Source organism: Curtobacterium sp. GC_Cur_3 (assembly GCF_026544205.1).
Classification (GTDB): domain Bacteria; phylum Actinomycetota; class Actinomycetes; order Actinomycetales; family Microbacteriaceae; genus Curtobacterium.
The window spans coordinates 102,271-120,100 of the sequence record NZ_JALNUI010000006.1 but is presented as its reverse complement, the minus strand read 5'-3'; the positions used below and the strand labels follow the sequence as shown (position 1 = coordinate 120,100).

At 72.1% G+C, this 17,830-nt stretch carries 15 protein-coding genes; 5 read left to right on the top strand and 10 right to left on the bottom strand.

Going from position 1 to position 17,830, the window contains the following annotated elements:
- Positions 1-84: 84 nt before the first annotated feature.
- Positions 85-1,104 (top strand): non-homologous end-joining DNA ligase, encoded by a 1,020-nt coding sequence (ligD, locus tag OXR63_RS04835; protein WP_267420456.1) that lies wholly within the window; start codon positions 85-87, stop codon positions 1,102-1,104.
- Between the two features lie 44 nt (positions 1,105-1,148).
- Here the strand turns inward: ligD and OXR63_RS04830 are convergent, their stop codons facing one another.
- From OXR63_RS04830 to OXR63_RS04820, 3 genes are all read right to left on the bottom strand, one after another.
- Positions 1,149-1,289, bottom strand: a complete 141-nt coding sequence (locus OXR63_RS04830) for a hypothetical protein (protein WP_267420455.1) — start codon at positions 1,287-1,289, stop codon at positions 1,149-1,151.
- Positions 1,286-1,447 (bottom strand): hypothetical protein, encoded by a 162-nt coding sequence (locus OXR63_RS04825; protein ID WP_175481348.1) that lies wholly within the window; start codon positions 1,445-1,447, stop codon positions 1,286-1,288. Before OXR63_RS04825 ends, OXR63_RS04830 begins: the two co-directional genes overlap by 4 nt.
- 128 nt (positions 1,448-1,575) lie before the next feature.
- Entirely contained in the window at positions 1,576-2,619 is a 1,044-nt protein-coding gene (locus tag OXR63_RS04820; protein ID WP_267420454.1) for an ATP-dependent DNA ligase, read from the bottom strand.
- Between the two features lie 347 nt (positions 2,620-2,966).
- Here OXR63_RS04820 and OXR63_RS04815 point away from each other — a divergent pair, with 347 nt between their 5' ends.
- Complete coding sequence (locus OXR63_RS04815) at positions 2,967-4,016, top strand: MBL fold metallo-hydrolase (RefSeq protein WP_267420453.1); 1,050 nt, start codon at positions 2,967-2,969, stop codon at positions 4,014-4,016.
- Here OXR63_RS04815 and OXR63_RS04810 read toward each other — a convergent pair whose 3' ends face one another.
- The 5 genes from OXR63_RS04810 to OXR63_RS04790 form a co-directional block, all read right to left on the bottom strand.
- Positions 4,017-4,661, bottom strand: coding sequence for an FMN-dependent NADH-azoreductase (locus OXR63_RS04810; RefSeq protein ID WP_267420451.1), 645 nt, complete (start codon positions 4,659-4,661; stop codon positions 4,017-4,019).
- 142 nt (positions 4,662-4,803) lie between these two features.
- Positions 4,804-6,417: a putative Ig domain-containing protein gene (locus OXR63_RS04805; RefSeq protein WP_267420449.1), complete on the bottom strand. Its 1,614-nt coding sequence runs from the start codon at positions 6,415-6,417 to the stop codon at positions 4,804-4,806.
- Between the two features lie 243 nt (positions 6,418-6,660).
- Entirely contained in the window at positions 6,661-8,238 is a 1,578-nt protein-coding gene (locus OXR63_RS04800; protein WP_267420447.1) for a hypothetical protein, read from the bottom strand.
- Positions 8,239-8,503: 265 nt separating this feature from the next.
- Positions 8,504-10,297 (bottom strand): putative Ig domain-containing protein, encoded by a 1,794-nt coding sequence (locus OXR63_RS04795; RefSeq protein WP_267420445.1) that lies wholly within the window; start codon positions 10,295-10,297, stop codon positions 8,504-8,506.
- Between the two features lie 160 nt (positions 10,298-10,457).
- Positions 10,458-11,360 carry a LysR substrate-binding domain-containing protein gene (locus OXR63_RS04790; RefSeq protein WP_267420443.1) on the bottom strand — a complete coding sequence of 301 codons (903 nt, stop codon included), beginning with the start codon at positions 11,358-11,360 and terminating at the stop codon, positions 10,458-10,460.
- 82 nt (positions 11,361-11,442) lie between these two features.
- On the opposite strand from OXR63_RS04790, the gene OXR63_RS04785 reads away from it, so the two are divergent.
- Positions 11,443-14,919 carry a bifunctional proline dehydrogenase/L-glutamate gamma-semialdehyde dehydrogenase gene (locus OXR63_RS04785; RefSeq protein WP_267420441.1) on the top strand — a complete coding sequence of 1,159 codons (3,477 nt, stop codon included), beginning with the start codon at positions 11,443-11,445 and terminating at the stop codon, positions 14,917-14,919.
- A 158-nt stretch (positions 14,920-15,077) separates the two neighbouring features.
- Entirely contained in the window at positions 15,078-15,518 is a 441-nt protein-coding gene (locus OXR63_RS04780; RefSeq protein WP_267420439.1) for a VOC family protein, read from the top strand.
- Between the two features lie 9 nt (positions 15,519-15,527).
- On the opposite strand, the gene OXR63_RS04775 is transcribed toward OXR63_RS04780, so the two are convergent.
- Positions 15,528-15,959, bottom strand: coding sequence for an acyl-CoA thioesterase (locus OXR63_RS04775; RefSeq protein ID WP_267420436.1), 432 nt, complete (start codon positions 15,957-15,959; stop codon positions 15,528-15,530).
- Complete coding sequence (locus OXR63_RS04770; protein WP_267420434.1) at positions 15,956-16,537, bottom strand: QsdR family transcriptional regulator; 582 nt, start codon at positions 16,535-16,537, stop codon at positions 15,956-15,958. The genes OXR63_RS04775 and OXR63_RS04770 overlap by 4 nt, the downstream gene beginning before the upstream one ends.
- A 44-nt stretch (positions 16,538-16,581) precedes the next feature.
- On the opposite strand from OXR63_RS04770, the gene OXR63_RS04765 reads away from it, so the two are divergent.
- Positions 16,582-17,775: an acyl-CoA dehydrogenase family protein gene (locus OXR63_RS04765; protein WP_267420432.1), complete on the top strand. Its 1,194-nt coding sequence runs from the start codon at positions 16,582-16,584 to the stop codon at positions 17,773-17,775.
- Positions 17,776-17,830: the final 55 nt, after the last annotated feature.

Below are 17,830 nucleotides of genomic sequence, written 5' to 3'. Positions count from 1 at the left end.
CCATCCTGCCGCGCCGCCCGCGTGACGGACGCACGGAGCACCCGCGCGACGCACGCACACGGAGCGCCGAGTAGGTTCCCCAGCATGGCGAGCGAAGCGACGACGCTGACCGTACCCGGGCCCGACGGCGACCGGGAGGTCCGGATCAGCAGTCCATCCCGCGTGCTCTGGCCGGACGCCGGCATCACGAAGCTCGACCTGGCGCAGTACCTGGTGACGGTCGGCGACGCCTTCGTCCGGGCGAACGGCGACCGGCCCCTGTCGCTGCAGCGGTTCCCGGGCGGCGTCGACGGCGAGCAGTTCTTCTCGAAGAACCCGCCGAAGGGCGCCCCCGACTACGTCCGTTCCGTGACGGTCACGTACCCGAGCGCCCGGAAGCACCCGCAGCTGGTGCTCGACGAGCCCGCGGTGGCGGTGTGGGCAGCGCAGATGAACACCGTCGTGTTCCACCCGTGGGCCTCGAAGGCGTCGGACAGCGACCACCCGGACCAGCTCCGCATCGACCTCGACCCGCAGCCGGGCACCGACTTCCACGACGCGGTGCCCGCGGCCGAGGAACTCCGGAACGTGCTGGCGGAGGTCGGACTGACCGCGTGGATCAAGACGAGCGGCAACCGCGGGCTGCACGTGTTCGCCCCGATCGAGCCCGAGCACGAGTTCCTCGACGTCCGGCACGCGGTGATCGCCGCCGCACGGGAGCTCGAGCGCCGCATGCCCGACCAGGTGACGACCGCCTGGTGGAAGGAGGAGCGCGGAGAGCGCGTCTTCGTCGACTTCAACCAGGCGAACCGTGACCGGACGATGGCCGGCGCCTACAGTCCGCGTGCCCTGCCGCACGCCTCGGTGTCCGCGCCGCTGCGGTGGGAGGAGCTACGGGCCGCCGACCCGACGACGTTCACGATCCTGACGATGCCGGAACGACTGGCGACCGTCGGGGACCCGTGGGAGGCGATGGGCGCGGAGCCCGCGTCGATCGCGCCGCTCCTGGCGTGGTGGGAGCGGGACCTGGAGAACGGCCTCGGTGAGCTGCCGTTCCCGCCGGACTTCCCGAAGATGCCGGGGGAGCCGCCGCGCGTCCAGCCCTCCCGCGCCAAGAAGGCCTGAGCCCAGAAGGCCTCAGCGGGGGGAGGCCTGAGCGGAACGAGCGCTCAGACCCCGGGGACCTCGGGCCGTGCGTCGACCGCGTCGATCAGCGTCGTGTGCATCGGCAGCACGACCGTGGCGGTGTGCAGCCGGGTGAGCTTGGACCAGGTGCCGCGGTGGGCGTCGGTGATGCCGTCGACGATCATGCGCCGAGGCCGATCGTGACGAGGGCGAGCGCGGTGGCGGTGACCCCGGCGATGCCGCTGATCACGGCGCTGATCTGCAGGGCCCGCTGGTGACGAGCCTCACGCAGCTCGCTGAACGGGTGGCGCTGCGAGTGACGGACAAGTGTTGCACTGCTCATGTCGATCCGCTCCGATCTGCTGGCACTCCCGACGAGTGCCGCTGGAGACGATCATTCCACGCAGTCACTAGTTCGCCTAACTACTTTCGACTATCGGACACGTCCGCCCGCAGAACGGACAAGTGCGCTCAGGACAGGACGTCGCGCAGGTCGTAGGCGGCCGGCACCTCGAGCTGGTCGAACCCGCACGAGGTGGCCTCGCGGTCCGGCCGCCACCGCTCGAACTGCACCGTGTGGCGGAACCGGTCGCCCTCCATCTGGTCGTACCGGACCTCCAGCACCAGCTCCGGCGCCAGCCGGACGAAGGACGTGTCGCGACCCGACGAGAACCGCGACTTCTCGCCGGCACCGGTGACGGGCCTCCCGTCCGCGTCCTTGACGACCACCGGGTCGAGCTCGTCGACCAAGGCGAGCCGGCGCTTGTCCGAGAAGGCGGACACGCCGCCGACCTGCCGGACCTCGCCGTCGTCGCCGTACAGCCCGACGAGCAGCGAACCGACCCCGCTGCCGCTCTTGTGGACGCGGTACCCGATCGCGACGACGTCGGCGGTCCGGTGGTGCTTGACCTTGAGCATCGAGCGCTTCCCCGGCTCGTAGGCCCGGCTGCGCGGCTTCGCGACGACGCCGTCGAGCCCGGCGCCCTCGAATGTCGTCAGCCACCCGCGTGCGACGTCCACGTCGAGCGTGGTCCGCGTCACGAACAGCGGGTCGGCGAAGTCGTCGGACAGGGCTTCGAGCCGCCTGCGCCGCTCGTCGAACGGCAGGTCGACGAGCTCCTCACCGTCGGCGGCGAGCAGGTCGAACGCGACGAACTGCGCCGGCGTCTCCGCGCTGAGCTTCGCGATCCGCGAGGCCGCCGGGTGGATGCGCTGCGACAGCGCCTCCCAGTCGAGCTTCTCGTGCCCCGGATCCCCGGCCCGCAGGATTACCTCGCCGTCGAGCACGACCGGGTGACCGTGTCCGCCGAACTGCGCCCGGAAGGCCTCGACGAGCTCGGGGAAGTACCGGGTCAGCGGCTTCGCACCGCGGCTGCCGATCTCCACGTCGTCCCCGTCGATCGTCACGATCCCGCGGAAGCCATCCCACTTCGGCTCGTACCGCAGCCCGCCCTTCACGCTGTCGGGGTCCGGGACGTCGGGCACGGCCTTGGCGAGCATCGGTGCGATCTCCATGCGTCCTGTCTACCCGCGGTCACGGACACGAGACTCGGTTCGCGATTCCGGGGGGATCGCTGGCCAGATCCGTCACGAACGAAACGCGATTGCCCCTGCCCCTGCCCCTGCCCCTGCCACCGCCTGCTCCCGTTCGGATTCTGCCGTGACGGATCGGGTTCGCGATTCCCGGGGACCGCCGACCAGATCCGTCACGGACGGGAAGTGGAACGGTCGTGGAGCGGGGGACCGGTGGGGAGAACGCGGTGGACGGGGAGGCCAGGTGTCCACGCCCTCCGGGACGCGATCGCCGGCCTGGAGGCTCGGGTCGGGCTCGTCGTCGGCCGTCCGGTCGTTATGGTGGCCGGGTGTCGACCCGTCCGTCCCCGCCGCCGGCTGCCCCGGCACCCGTCCCGATCAGCGCCGTGCAGGCCGCAGCGCTCGCCGCGGCTGAGCTGCCGCCCGTCGAGGAGGTCCGGCCGGGCGTCTGGACGCTCGCCGTCCCGTTCCGCGGGGGTGTGCCCGACGCGACGCTCGTCTACGTCGTCGAGGGCTCGGACGGCTCGCTCACGGTCATCGACCCGGGGTGGAGCGACGACGGTGCGCTCGACGTCCTGACCGCCGGGCTCGGCAGCATCGGCCGTGCGCTCTCGGACGTGGGGCTCGTCGTCGTGACGCACCTGCACGCGGACCACCTCGGGGCGGCCGCGGCGCTCCGTCGGGCCTCGGGCGCCCGCTTGGCGATGCACGCGCTCGAGGTGCACGCGCTGGACCACGAGCGCGAGGACGCCGCACGGCACGAGGCCGACATCGCCACGTGGGGTGTGCCGCAGGAGTTCCGCGCCGGCCTGAGCGCCGCGTGGGGGACCGGGCGGCAGATCGGGCTCGGCGCCGCTGAACCGCCGTGGGCCGACCTGCTGCTCGACGACGGCGACGTGCTCCCGATCCCCGGCAGGACGATCCGGGCGCTGTGGACTCCCGGACACACCGGAGGGCACCTGTGCTTCGTCGACGAGGCCGACGGCCTGCTGTTCACCGGCGACCACGTGCTGCCGCGGATCAACTCCGGGCTCGGGCTCGGCGGCTGGACGGCGACGAACCCCCTCGGTGACTACCTGGCGTCCCTGGCGCGGCTCGACGGGTACGCGGACCTCGAGGTCTGCCCGGGGCACGAGTACCGGTTCCGCGACGTGGTGTCCCGCGCCCGGACCCTCGCACGCCACCGGGAGGAGCGGAGCGCCCACGTCGCCGCGGCCCTCGACGGGCTGGAGGACCCGACGCTGTTCGAGGTCGCGTCCCGCGTGCCGTTCAGCGGTGGGATCGCGTCGATGCGGGGCTTCCTCCTCGCGAGCGCGCTGACCCAGACGGCCTTCCACGCGGACCTGCTCGGCCGCCGCGGCGAGGTCCGTCTCGCCTGATCAGCCGAGCGTCGTCGCCAGGCGCTCGAGCGTCGTCCGCGCATCGTGGAACTCGGCTGCGGCGTGGTCGGCCATCGGCGCGAGCGCGGGCAGCCTGTCGGAGAGCGTGGCGCTCACGGTGATCGGGTACTGGCGCATGCCGAGCGCGCGCCCGAGGACGATCTCGAGCACGGGGGAGCCGTGGTCCCAGTGCTCGGTCGGGGTGCCGACGTCGTAGGTCCCGCCGCGGCTGACGACGGTCACGACGGGCCGACCGGCGAGGGGCTGCGCATCGCCCTCGGCCGCTGGTGCGAGGACGCCCGGGATGTGCACGCGGTCGATCCAGGCCTTGAGGGTCGACGGCACCGTGTAGTTGTACAGCGGCGCACCGATCACGACGACGTCGGCACCGAGGAGCTCGTCGATCACCGCCTGGCGCAGGGCCTCGGCCTGCGGGTCGACGGACTCCTCGTCGGTGCGGTCCGCGGCGGCCCAGTGCAGCGCCGAGGTCTCCAGGTGCGGGAGCGGGTCGGTGTGCAGGTCGCGGCGAACCACCGTGTACTCAGGACCCCGTGCGCGCCAGGCGTCGGCGAACGCGGCGGTCAGGGCGCGCGAGCGGGAGTGGGCGAGGTCGGCCGAGGAGTCGATGTGCAGCAGTGTGGGCATGGCGCCAACGGTACCGACCGGGCGGGGCGACGGCCGGGGACGCGCAGAACGGCCCCGTCGGACCGGTGACCGGTCGGACGGGGCCGCGGGAGGGGCCTCCCGGTCGCGTCAGGCGGGAACCCGACGCGACCAGGAGGGGCCGTCAGCGCTGGGCGCGGCGGCGGAGGGTGCGGAAGCCGACCAGGCCGGCACCGGCGAGGAGCATCGCGAGCGCCCAGGGCAGGGCGTTCGTGGAGTCCGTGCCGGTGTAGGCGAGGCGGTGGACCTTCGCCGTGGTGACGACGTGCGCCGGGACGGTCCCGATCGGCTGTGCGACCGGGGCGGAGACCGGCGGGACCGCTGCCGGCGGGGTGACCGCGGTCGGCACGACCGAGACGTCGAACGCCGTGGAGAAGTCCTCGGACGAGACGGTCAGACGGTGCGTGGACGCGTGCGGGAACGTGACGTTGTAGAACCCGCTGATGAAGTCGCCCAGATCGGGGTCGGGGGCCACGATGTCGGAGGCGACGTCCGACGTGATCGCGATCGGCGCGCCGTTGCCCTCGTCGTCGGTGATCTGGTTGCCGAACCGGTCGACGACGCCGCCGTTGACGATCAGCGTGCCGCCCTGCTTGACGGTCACGGTCCCGCCGGGGGTGATGACCTCGTCGTAGGTGCCGCCGTCGTCGGTGGTCGTGGTCGTGGTGACGTCGGTCAGGACCGAACCGTCGGTGTCGATGATCCAGCTGGTGTAGGTGCCGTCCGCGTCGCCCATGGCGTACTTCGTGAAGTCGGCCTTGTCCATCGAGAACACCTGCACGCCGAACGGTGCCGCGGCCTCGACGGTGAGCTCGACGTACTGGGTCGTCGAGACGCCCTGGCTCGTCGCGGTGATCGCGAAGTCGTAGTAGCTGGCGGTCTCGGTCGTGCCGGAGAGGACGCCGGTCTCCGGGTCGAGCGTGATGCCGTCGGGGAGCTGCAGGTCGGGCGTGTAGGTCGGGTCCTCGGGGTCGGCCTGCTCGGGGTCCGACCAGGTCACCGCGTAGGTGACGTCACCGGGCTGCGTGCCGGTGACCGCGAAGGTGTGCGAGAACGCGGTGCCGGCGGTGCCGGACAGCGCGAGTGGTGCGTCGGCGGTGGTCGCGTCCGCGAACGCCGGGTTCGGCAGGATCGGGGTGGTCGAGGTCGAGTTCGTCTCGCCGGTGATGACGTCTGTGATCGTCAGGACGACGGTCTTGCCGATGAGCGCGACGTCGGTCGGGGTGTAGACGTTCCGCGTCTCGACGACGGTGCCGTCGATGCTCCAGGCGTACTTCACACCGCCGTCGGTCTCGGCAGTGAGCTTCGAGCCGATCTTCGCCTGGCCGTCGATGGTGATCGCGGGCGCCGCAGCGATCGTCACCGGTGCCGTGGGCTCCTGGCCGGCGGTCGGGGCCGAGGTGATCGGAGCAGTCGGGGCATCCGTGGTCGGGTCAGTCGTCGGCGCCGTGGTCGGGTCAGCCGTCGGTGCCGGGGTCGCGGCATCGGTGCCCGCGGGAGCCGGCGTGCCAGCGTCCGTCGGGAGGCTCGGGTCGGTTGCGTCGGTGCCGGTCGCGCTGGTGCCGGTCGCGCTGGTGCCCGGCACGGCCGGCGCCGTGACGGCGGTGTCCGCAGCGGTCCCCTCGGCTGCGAAGGCGGTGGTCGCGGTCATCACGCCGAAGCCGGTCGTGAGACCGACGAGCGCGGTGGCGGTGCCGACGGCGCATGCGCGTCGGACGAAGGCGGTGCTGCGGTGCACGGGTTCCCCCAGTGTTCGTGTCCGGTCGGGTGCCGGAACATAAGAGTTGGCCGAGAATCCCCGGCGTGCTCGGATCGTATTGGTACACGCGCGAGGTCCGGAACCCGCCGGACCGTGTTGTACCTCGCGTTGGGGGTGACGTGCGGTTTCCCGCACGCAGCCGGGTCGTCGGTCAGGTGCTCTGTCAGGACAGGACGAGGGGCGTGCCCGGTGTGGACACGCCCCTCGTCGTCAGGTCGCCGGTCAGGCGCGTCGACGCCGCAGACGCACGAGGAGCAGGGCTGCGCCGGAGGCGAGCAGTCCGAGCGCCCAGGCGAGGGGGCCCGTCGTGTCCGCGCCGGTGAAGGCGAGCTGGCCGACCGGCTTGGCGGTGCCGGTGCCGGTGCCGGTGCCCGTCGCCGTCGGCGTGGTGGTCGCAGCGCTGACCGGGTCGACGCGCACCGTGAAGCTGATGGTCCGCCCGTCGACGGTCGTGCCCGTGAGGACGTGGTTGCCGGGTTCGGCGAAGGTCACAGCGGTGCCCGGGTCGTACTTGCCGAGTTGATCGGTCGCCACGGAGGACGTCCAGTCGTTGTCGATCACGGCGTACGGCTCGCGGTTGCCGTACCGGTCCACTCGTCCGGCGTTCACGGTGATGCCCTTGCCCACGGTCGAGGTCAGCGGACGGGACGGGTCGGTGGACGGCCCCTCCGGGTTGCTCTCGAACCGCGTGGTGCCGTCGGCGGCGACCGACCAGAAGTCGTAGTCGCCGGGGGTGTTGCTGGTGACCCCGGCCACGAGCTGGAACTCCGTGGCGAGACCGACCCGGAGCTGCACGTGCCGACCCGGAGCGCCCTCGGGCTGCTGCGACGTCCGGACGAGCACCCAGAAGTCGACGGTCCGGGCCTCGGTGGTCGAGCCGGAGAGCACGCCGTCGCTCGACAGCGTCAGCCCCGCGGGCAGGACACCGGGGTCGATCGGCCCGAAGGCGCTGCTGCCCACGCCGTACCGCAGCCCGCCCTGGTCGCCGGTCAGCGCCTGGATCGGGACGGACAGCTGCTGGCCAGCGGAGGCGTCGAGCTCGAGGTCGTCGGCGCCGGTGAACGTCGTCTCGTCGTTGAAGCCCACGGCGACGGGAGTGCTCGTGACCGTCGTCGGCTCCTGCGCGGGTGCGGTCCCCGTGACGGCGACGGTGAGGTTGCTCGTCGCGTCCGGGTGACCGAGGACGTAGGTGTCGCTCGTGGCGCCCTCGATGACGCGGGTGCCGATGACGGGCCCGGAGAGCGTCCACTGGTACGTGAAGGTCGTGCCGGCCGGCCACCCTGCGGTCACGGCGCGGAGGGTGTGCCAGGTGGTGGCCGTCCCGGTGACGGTCACGGTGCCGGCCGGCGTGGCCGCAGGCGCGACGGCCTGCGGGGCTGCGTCACCCGGGGCGGACGCGGCGGGAGCGGTGGGCGCCGCGGGTGCGGTCGTCGGTGTGGTGGTGGCGGTCGGCGCGGTGTCGGTCGGCGTCGGGACGTCGGCGGTCGGATCCGGAGTCGGGGTCGAACCGTCGGTCGGCGTCGTGCCGTCCGTCGGTGCCGCGCTCGGGTCGGCGAGCGGTTCGTCCGTCGGCGTCGGCGCCGCGGCAGGGACAGCGGCGGTGTCGGGTGCCGGCTCGGACGCCGAGGTCGCGGCCGCCGCCGGTGCCGTGGTCGGGCTCGTGGCTGGTGTTCCGGCGGTGTCGTCGGCGACGGCTGCGGTCGCTCCGACTCCGAACGCGGACGACATCGCGATCATCGCGACGACGGTGCCGACGGCCGCTGTGGTGCGGACGGTCGGCCTGCAGGTCTTGTGCATCATTCCCCCATGGAACGGTCGTGCTGGTGGGAGCCGATCGGCTCCCTCGGAGCCGATCGTAAGGCGGCCGAGACTGCTGACAACGGTCGGATCGGTCACGGTTGCGTCACGGAAAAAACTGCGTGAAGTCCGTCATGATCAGGGAAAACCAGACATGGAGCACTCAGGATCGTCCGCTGTTCGACGCCCGGTCAGACATACCCGCAAGCCCGACGGGACGACGAGAGGGGCGTGCCCGATGCGGACACGCCCCTCCTGGTGATGCTGGTCAGATGCGCCGGCGACGCGCGCGGACGAACAGCAGGGCAGCGCCGGACGCGAGGAGCCCGAGCGCCCAGGCGATCGGGCCCGTCGTGTCAGCGCCGGTGAAGGCGAGACTGCCGGTCGCGCCCGCCGTGGGGACGACCGTCACGGGGAACGTCGTCGAGACGCCCTCGGCGGTCGCGGTCAGGGTGTGCGTCGACGCGTGCGGGAACGAGACCTCGGCGAACCAGTCCACCGACTTCGCCACGTCGGACGACACGTCGCTCGTCACGACCAGCGGCGTCCGGCCGTCCCAGTCGCCGTCGAGCGGGACCGTGATGTTGCCCCACGCGTCGACCGGTGCCCCCGCGACTCGGAGTGTGCCACCCTGCGTTATCGTCGGTCGTTCACCGGTGGCCCGCTCCGGCTCCCGGTTCAGACCCTTCGGGAACCACGTCGTCTCCTCGGACCCGTCGGGTTCCACCGTCCACGTCCGCTGCTGCGCGTCACCCGGACGGCTGACCGTGACGCGGAGACCGACGGCCCGCCCGGCGGCGATCTGCAACTCGACGTCCTGCACCGCGGTCTGGTCGCCGGACGTCGCGACGACCGAGAACCACGTGATCTGCGACAGGGTCGACGTACCACTGAGGACGCCGGTGGTCGGGTCGAACGTGATGCCCGCCGGGAAGGTGGAGCCGACGGGCAGGCGCACCTCGTAGCGCACGGGCTCGCCCGTCCCGCCGCTGGTACGGAAGGCGTGCGTGAAGGCCTTCCCTGCCTGTCCGTCCAGCTCGACCGGCTCGCCCGGGGTCGCACCGCCGGCGAAGGTCAGCGGGGTGGGGTTCGTCGAGGGGCCGGCCTCGAGGACGAGCCGCTCCGACAGACCGCCGCCCGGGTGCAACGGCGTCGAGACGTGCACCCAGATCGGACCGCGGACCACGGTCCCGGCCGCGATGGTCCCGGAGAGCACCCCGTTCTCCGACAGCGTCACTCCCTCAGGCAGCACGCGCGGGTCCGGCCTTCCCGAGATCGAGCCGTTGACGAAGAACGGCAGGTCGGGGTTGTCCGCCGGGGACAGGTCCACCGAGAAGGGCTCGTCACGGGTCACGTGGACCACGCGCTCGCCGTACACGTACTGCAGGTCGCTGTCCTCCACCACGACGGGGGTGCTCTCCGCGCTGGTCACGGAGGTCGGCGCCTTCCCGGGGGCCGTCCCGGTCACGGTGACGCTGAAGGTGCCGTCGGCCTGTTCCGGGTCGACGATGTAGGAGCGGTCGGTGCCCGGGTGGGTGTCGATGACGACCGGGTGGTGGAAGGCCCACCGGTAGGTGAACGTCGTGCCAGCCGGCCACCCCGTCGTGTCGGCAGTGATGGTGCGCCAGGCGCGGAGCGACCCGGAGATCGAGACGGTGCCGGCCGGCGTCGCGTCGGCGTCCGCCGTGGGCGTCGGAGCGGAGGCGGTGGGCGCGTCCGCAGGAGCGGTCGCGGAGGCGGTCGGTGCGTCCGCAGGAACGGTCGCGGAGGCGGTGGGCGCGTCCGCAGGAGCGGTCGCGTATGCGGTCGGTCCAGCCGTCGGGCCCACGGCGGTCGGCTCGGCCCGTTCGGTCGCCGGCGCGGTCGTGGCGGGTGCGGTGGGGTCCGTCGCCGGTGCCGGCGCCGGTGCCGTGGTCGGGCTCGTGGCCGGTGTTCCGGTGGTGTCGTCGGCGACGGCTGCGGTCGCTCCGACTCCGAACGCGGACGACATCGCGATCATCGCGACGACGGTGCCGACGGCCGCTGTGGTGCGGACGGTCGGCCTGCAGGTCTTGTGCATCATTCCCCCATGGAACGGTCGTGCTGGTGGGAGCCGATCGGCTCCCTCGGAGCCGATCGTAAGGCGGCCGAGACTGCTGACAACGGTCGGATCGGTCACGGTTGCGTCACGGAAAAAGCTGCGGAATCTCCGTCATGATCAGGGGAAACGCGACATGGGGTTCTCAGGATCGGGACGTCGCTGCCGCACGCTCGAGGGCGTCCCGCAGCGCCGCCACCGCGGGGGAGAGCGACGAGGCTGTCCGCTGCGCCGTGAAGATCGTCCGCTCGGCGTCCCCGGGCAGGTCGAGCAGGCGGCAGGTGGTCGAGCGACCGGCCCAGACCAGGTCGGGCATCAGCGCGACAGCGTTCCCCGACTCGATCAACCGGATCTGTGCCTGCAGGTCAGCCGTCTCGTAGCGCACGTCGGGTTCGAACCCCGAGCGTCGGCAGAGCTGCTCCGCGAAGTGCCGTGACGCTGTCCCTCGCGGTTCCATCACCCACGGCAGGTCGGCCGCGCCGGCGAGTGAGTCGACCGGCCACAGCGACGTGTCCACGGGTGGCAGGGCCAGCCGGACGGCATCGGTCGTCAGGTCACGACGGTCGAGGCCCGGGAACCGCGGGGCCGCGTGCGCCGGGTACTGCTCGGCGATCACCATGTCGAAGTCCCGCGCCCAGGTCTCGTTGAGCGCGGTCTCCGGCTCTCGCTGCACCATCTCGACGCGGACGTCCGGGTGCTCGGTGACCATGATGCGCAGGGCGTTCGGCATCAGAGCGAGTGCCGCCGACTGGAACACCGCCACCCGCACGCGCCCCTGCACGCTCGTCATCGTGGCCTCGACCGCGGACTGCGCCCGCTCGAGGGTGTCGAGCACATCGCCTGCTGCAGCCACGAGCACCTCGGCCTGTGGCGTGAGCTGGAGCCGCCGTCCGGCCTTGCGGAGGAGCTGCACGCCGGCCTCCCGCTCGAGCACCGCGAGCTGCTGCGAGACCGCCGACGGGGTCAAGTTCATCGCTTCGGCGACAGCGGCGACCGTTCCACGGATTGACAACTCGCGGAGGAGCACCAGGCGACGGACGTCGAGCATGGCAAAAGGGTAGTTCACCTGAATGGAACACATCAGGAAGATTTGCTTCCGCTACTGGAAGTGCGAGCGACACACTGATCCCATGACCGACGTCCAGCCGCGCAACGACGCAGCGACCACGACCGACCCTGCATCTGCCACCGACCACGCCGGACTCTCCGACGAGTCCGTCGCACTGGTCCGACAGTGGCTCACCGAGGCCGAGACGTACCCGGTCGACGGCTCGGCGAAGCAGCTCGCCGGCGTCCTGGCCGACCCGAAGGGCCTCGCGTTCGCCGTCGGGTTCGTCGACGGGGTCGTCCGACCGGAGGACCTCGGCGTCGCCGCGCGGAAGCTGCGCGCCATCGCGCCGGACGCACCCGGCTTCCTGCCCAGCGCGCTCCGCGGCCTGGTGCGCCTCGGTGGCGGACTCGCACCGGGCCTCCCGGGTGTCGTCGTCCCCGTCGCCCGACGCGTGCTGCGGAACATGGTCGGCCACCTCATCGTCGACGCGACCGACGCCAAGCTCGGCCCCGCCATCGCGAAGATCAAGCAGGACGGCGTCCGCCTCAACGTGAACCTGCTCGGTGAGGCCGTCCTCGGCGAGGGCGAGGCGGCCCGGCGGCTCGAGGGCACGCACAAGCTGCTCGCACGCCCCGACGTCGACTACGTGTCGATCAAGGTCTCCTCGACCGTGCACCCGCACTCGCCGTGGGCGTTCGACCACGCCGTCGACGACATCGTCGAGAAGCTGCGCCCCCTGTTCGCCCGCGCCGCATCCTCCGATCCGGCGAAGTTCATCAACCTCGACATGGAGGAGTTCAAGGACCTCGACCTGACGATCGCGGTCTTCACGAAGCTCCTCGACGAGCCGGCGTTCCTCGGGCTCGAAGCCGGGATCGTGCTGCAGGCCTACCTGCCGGACGCGCTCGCCGCGATGCAGCACCTGCAGGAGTGGTCTGCCGCCCGTCGCGCGCGCGGTGGCGCCGGCATCAAGGTGCGCCTGGTCAAGGGCGCGAACCTGCCGATGGAGCAGGTCGAGGCCTCGGTCCACGGCTGGCCGCTCGCGACCTGGCACACCAAGCAGGACTCCGACACGAACTACAAGCGGGTGCTCGACTGGGCGCTGACGCCCGACCGCGTCGCGAACGTCCGTGTCGGCGTCGCCGGGCACAACCTGTTCGACGTCGCGCACGCCTGGCTGCTCGCCGGGGAGCGCGGGGTGCGCGAGGGCATCGAGTTCGAGATGCTGCTCGGCATGGCGCAGGGCCAGGCTGCCGCGGTCCGCAAGACGGTCGGGTCGCTGCTGCTCTACACGCCCGTCGTCCACCCGGGGGAGTTCGACGTCGCGATCGCCTACCTCATCCGCCGACTGGAGGAGGGCGCCTCGCAGGACAACTTCATGTCCGCGGTGTTCTCGCTGCACTCGTCACCGTCGCTGTTCGCCCGGGAGGAGTCGCGGTTCCGCGCGTCCCTGGAGCCGCTGTCGACCCCGGACGGGCTCGCCGTACCGGAGTCGCACCGCGTCGCCGACCGCTACGCGGCCGTCGGCCGCCCGACGCCCGGCCACTTCGAGAACACCCCGGACAGCGACCCGTCGGTCGCCGCCACCCGCGCCTGGGGTGCGGCCATCACCGAGCGGATCGCGTCGTCGACGCTCGGCGTCCGGGGCGTCCAGGAGGCCCGGCTGACCTCCGACGCGCAGCTCACGTCGGTCCTGCAGCGCGTCCGCAGCGCGGGTGCGGTCTGGGGGACCTGGTCCGGTGCGGCGCGCGGTGCGGTGCTCCACGCCGTCGGCGACGCACTCGAGGCGAACCGTGCAGCCCTCATCGAGGTGATGGCCTCCGAGACCGGCAAGACCATCGACCAGGCCGACCCGGAGGTCTCCGAGGCGATCGACTTCGCGCACTTCTACGGCGACATGGCCGCGGCGCTCGACGAGGTCGACGGCGCCACGTTCTCCCCGGCCGCGCTGACCCTGGTCGCGCCGCCGTGGAACTTCCCCGTGGCGATCCCCGCCGGGTCGACGCTCGCCGCCCTGGCCGCCGGGTCCGCCGTCGTGCTGAAGCCCGCTCCGCCGGCCGCCCGGAGCGGTGCCGTCCTGGCGTCGGTCATCGACACCGCGCTCGACGCGATGGGTGCTCCCGCGGACGTGCTCGCGTTCGTCGACGTCTCCGAGACCGACCTCGGGTCGACGCTGGTCGCCTCGCCACTCGTCGACCGGGTGATCCTCACCGGCGCCTACGAGACCGCGGCCCTGTTCCGCTCGTTCCGCACGGACCTGCCGCTCCTCGCCGAGACGTCCGGCAAGAACGCGATCATCGTCACGCCGTCGGCCGACCTCGACCTCGCCGTCAAGGACGTCGTCGCGTCGGCGTTCGGGCACGCCGGGCAGAAGTGCTCGGCCGCGTCGCTCGTCGTGCTCGTCGGGTCCGTCGCGCGCTCGCGCCGCTTCCACTCGCAGCTCGTCGACGCCGTGTCGTCGATGACCGTCGGCTACCCGACCGACCCGACGTCGCAGATGGGTCCGATCGTCGAACCGGCCGCGGGCAAGCTGCTCGACGGCCTGACCACGCTCGGCGCTGGGGAGTCCTGGGCCGTCCGCCCGCGGAAGCTCGACGACACGGGCAAGCTCTGGAGCCCCGGCGTCCGCGGCGGCGTCGCCCGTGGGTCCGCGTTCCACCGGACGGAGTACTTCGGCCCGGTGCTCGGGGTGATGCGCGCAGCGACCCTCGAGGAGGCGATCGACATCGTCAACGAGGTCGACTACGGCCTGACCTCCGGCCTGCACTCGCTCGACCCGTCGGAGATCGGCACGTGGCTCTCCCGCATCGACGCCGGCAACCTCTACGTGAACCGCGGCATCACCGGGGCCATCGTGCGTCGGCAGCCGTTCGGCGGGTGGAAGAAGTCCGCCGTCGGTGCCGGCACCAAGGCCGGTGGCGTCAACTACCTCGTCGGGCTCGGGTCATGGGCACCTGCCGACGCCACTGCCGGTGCCCCGGTCTCGAGCCCGGTCGCGGCGTTCCTGCGGGCGGTCGGTGTCTCGTCGCCGTCGCTCTCCCGCGCGGTCGCGTCGGACGAGCTGGCCTGGACGTCGCTGTTCGGCACCGCGCAGGACGTTTCGGCGCTGTCGGCCGAGCGGAACATCGCGCGGTACCTGCCGTTCCCCGGTGTCCACGTGCGGCTGGCCTCGGAGGCCCCGGAGGACGTCGAGTCCTTGGTCCGGGTCGTCGCGGCCGCGCTCCGTGCCGGCACGACGATCGACGTCTCGTCCGCCGGCACCGTCCCCGAGGCGATCGCGGCGCTGCCCGTCGTCCGCTCGGCCACGTCGTCGGAGTCCGAGTCGGCGTTCGGCGCCCGCGTCGCCCGAGGCCCGTCCACGCGTGTGCGGCTCATCGGCGGGTCGGCGTCGGCGCTGTACGAGGCGGTCGACGGTCGCCCCGACGTCGCGGTGTACGCGGAGCCGGTGACCGAGGCCGGGCGGATCGAGATGCTGCCCTTCCTCCGCGAGCAGGCGGTGTCCATCACGGCTCACCGGTTCGGCACGCCGAACCACCTCACCGACGATCTGATCTAGCCGCCCTTCGCGACCAGCGCGCCGCCCGTCCGTGTCGCGGACGGGCGGCGCGCTGGTGTCCGGTCCGCGCGCACTGCCCTGCGGGTCCCCAGGCGCGGGGCGTTGGGTCGTGGGCGGCGTCCAGAGCGGCGCCGACCGACCCCGCGAGGAGCACCACCATGAGCGAACCGATCGCCCGTCCCACCGCCCTGGCCCACGTCCGCGTGACCGTGACCGACATCGCCCGCAGCAAGGCGTTCTACCAGCAGCTGCTCGGCTCGGACCCGGTCATCGACTTCAGCGACCAGGTCGACGAGCCCGGCATCCGTGAGGACCGCCAGCGCTTCTACGGCGGCTGCGTGTTCCAGCTCGGCGACCAGGTGTTCGGCCTCCGACCGGTCGCACCCGCGGGGCAGCGCTTCGACGCGGACACCGTCGGGCTCGACCACGTGAGCTTCGTCGTCGGCAGCGTCGACGAGCTGCACCAGGCGGCGACCCGGCTCGACGCGGCCGGGGTGGAGCACGGCGAGGTCACCGAACTCGGCGACGCCGGCATGACGATCCTGTCCGTGCAGGACCCGGACGACATCAACCTCGAGCTGGCGGCCGTCAGCAGCTGACGCGGAGCCTCAGGCGGCGCCCGTGACCATCGTCGACGTGACGAGGTCGCGGAGCTCCGCGGGCAGGGGGACGGGGCGCCGGGCACCCTCGCGGTCGATGATGACGTGCACGAACTCGCCCGTCGCGAGCAGCGCCCCGTCCGCCTGCCGGAACAGGCCGAACTCCCACGACAGGCTCGTGGTGCCGAGGTGCTTCGAACGCATCCCGACCTCGATGACGTCCGGCCACACGGCGGACTCCACGAAGCGGCAGCTCGAGGTCACCAGCACGGCGATCCACGTGGAGGAGAAGGGGTCGAGGCCGGCCTGCTCGCGGAACCAGTACGTGGACGCGTTGTCCATCGCGCTGTAGTAGATCGTGTTGTTGACGTGCCCGAACATGTCGTTGTCGTTCCAGCGCGTGGGGTAGGTGCGGCGGAACGGGTACTCGTCGATGGTCATCGGTCTCCCTCCGAGGGTGTGCTGGGGCGGAGGACGTACTCGAACGTCGTCCGGGCCCGCAGGGGGTCGGGCGTCTCGCCGGAGATCAGGTCGGCGTACGTGAACGACTCCGAGATCCGGACGAGCAGGCGTGCGAGTTCCTCGGCCGACAACGGTACGGGGTCGAACGCGCCCGAGCGTTCCTCGACCTCGACGAGCTCGGTGACCGCGTGCACGAAACGGCTCTGCACGTCGCTCTCGGTCGTGGTGAGCAGCCGGAGCGCGCGGGCCGGCTCGCGGGTCAGGAAGCGCCGGAAGTACGGCGCCTGGATCAGGTCGGCGGTGAACCGGTCGAGGACGTCGACGATCCGGGCCGCTCCCGACGGTGCGGCATCGCGGCGGGCGGCGTCGAGGGTGGGGACCGCCAGGGACCACAGCACCTCGGACAGCAACCGGTCCCGGTTGCCCACCCACCGGAACAGCGACGTCCGGTCGACGCCGAGGGTGGTCGCCAACGCGCCCATGTCGATCCTGGACCCGGCGATGAAGGTGTGGCGAGCCTCCCGGAAGGCGCGCAGCGCGGTTTCCGACGTGTACACGAATCTCCTTGCAACGTTTCCGAGAATGATGCATCGTTGGACCCATGTCAACGTCGGTGTCCCTGCCCACCCTGCTCGAGTCGGACTTCTACGGGTTCGCACTGCAGTTGACGGAGCGTGAGCGCGAGTCGCTGGGGCGTCTGCGGGAGTACCTGGAGCGCGAGGTCGCCCCGATCGCCGACGCGTACTGGGCCCGGGCCGAGTTCCCGATGCAGGTGATCAAGCCCCTCGCCGAGCTCGGCATGTACGGCCCCGGCATCCCGCTGGTGCGCGAGTTCGAGAACTCCGCTGTGTACCGCGGGTGGGCCGCGCTCGAGCTCGGACGGATCGACGCCAGCGTCGCGACGTTCATCGGCGTGCAGTCCGGTCTGGCGATGAACTCGATCGCGGTCGCCGGCAGCGACGAGCAGCAGCGCGAGTGGCTGCCCCGCATGGCGACCGGTGAGCTCATCGGCGCGTTCGGCCTGACCGAGCCGTACTCCGGCAGCGACTCCGCCCGCGGGCTCCGCACCACCGCCCGACGTGACGGTGACGGCTGGGTCCTCGACGGCGAGAAGCGGTGGATCGGCAACGCGACCTTCGCCGACGTGGTCGTCATCTGGGCCAAGGACGTCGCCGACGACCAGGTCAAGGGCTTCCTCGTCACCACCGACACCCCCGGGTTCACCGCGACGAAGATCGAGGACAAGATCGCGCTGCGCGGGGTGCAGAACGCCGACATCGTGATGACCGACGTGCGCGTGCCCGAGTCCCGCCGACTGCAGCGGGCGACGTCGTTCCGCACGACGGCCGAGGTGCTCCGCCTGACCCGGACCGAGGTCGCCTGGCAGGCCATCGGCATCGCGGTCGGGGCGTACGACGCCGCGCTGGCCTACGCCCGCGAGCGGATCCAGTTCGGCAAGCCCATCGCGGCGCACCAGCTCGTGCAGGACCTGCTCGTGAAGTCCCTGGCGAACATCACCGCGTCGATCGCCCTGTGCACGCAGGCCTCGGCGATGCAGGACGCCGGCGTCGGCGCGGACGAGCACTCCGCGATGGCGAAGGCGTTCGCCACGTCGAAGATGCGGGAGACCGTCGCCTGGTGCCGCGAGGTGCAGGGCGGCAACGGCATCGTGCTCGACAAGGGCGTCGCCCGGTTCTTCGCCGACGCCGAGGCCATCTACTCCTACGAGGGCACCCGCGAGGTCAACACCCTGATCGTCGGACGCGCCATCACCGGTCAGGCCGCGTTCGTCTGAACGCCGCCCGACCGGCCGGGCCAACGGCCCGACCGGGCGGGTCTCACGGTCCGAC

What these genes read in the sequence shown, in the direction of transcription:
- ligD (WP_267420456.1), top strand. Translation starts at nt 85, where the DNA reads ATGGCGAGCGAAGCGACGACGCTGACCGTACCCGGGCCCGACGGCGAC.
- OXR63_RS04830 (WP_267420455.1), bottom strand. Translation starts at nt 1,289, where the DNA reads ATGATCGTCGACGGCATCACCGACGCCCACCGCGGCACCTGGTCCAAG.
- OXR63_RS04825 (WP_175481348.1), bottom strand. Translation starts at nt 1,447, where the DNA reads ATGAGCAGTGCAACACTTGTCCGTCACTCGCAGCGCCACCCGTTCAGC.
- OXR63_RS04820 (WP_267420454.1), bottom strand. Translation starts at nt 2,619, where the DNA reads ATGGAGATCGCACCGATGCTCGCCAAGGCCGTGCCCGACGTCCCGGAC.
- OXR63_RS04810 (WP_267420451.1), bottom strand. Translation starts at nt 4,661, where the DNA reads ATGCCCACACTGCTGCACATCGACTCCTCGGCCGACCTCGCCCACTCC.
- OXR63_RS04800 (WP_267420447.1), bottom strand. Translation starts at nt 8,238, where the DNA reads ATGATGCACAAGACCTGCAGGCCGACCGTCCGCACCACAGCGGCCGTC.
- OXR63_RS04795 (WP_267420445.1), bottom strand. Translation starts at nt 10,297, where the DNA reads ATGATGCACAAGACCTGCAGGCCGACCGTCCGCACCACAGCGGCCGTC.
- OXR63_RS04790 (WP_267420443.1), bottom strand. Translation starts at nt 11,360, where the DNA reads ATGCTCGACGTCCGTCGCCTGGTGCTCCTCCGCGAGTTGTCAATCCGT.
- OXR63_RS04785 (WP_267420441.1), top strand. Translation starts at nt 11,443, where the DNA reads ATGACCGACGTCCAGCCGCGCAACGACGCAGCGACCACGACCGACCCT.
- OXR63_RS04780 (WP_267420439.1), top strand. Translation starts at nt 15,078, where the DNA reads ATGAGCGAACCGATCGCCCGTCCCACCGCCCTGGCCCACGTCCGCGTG.
- OXR63_RS04775 (WP_267420436.1), bottom strand. Translation starts at nt 15,959, where the DNA reads ATGACCATCGACGAGTACCCGTTCCGCCGCACCTACCCCACGCGCTGG.
- OXR63_RS04765 (WP_267420432.1), top strand. Translation starts at nt 16,582, where the DNA reads ATGTCAACGTCGGTGTCCCTGCCCACCCTGCTCGAGTCGGACTTCTAC.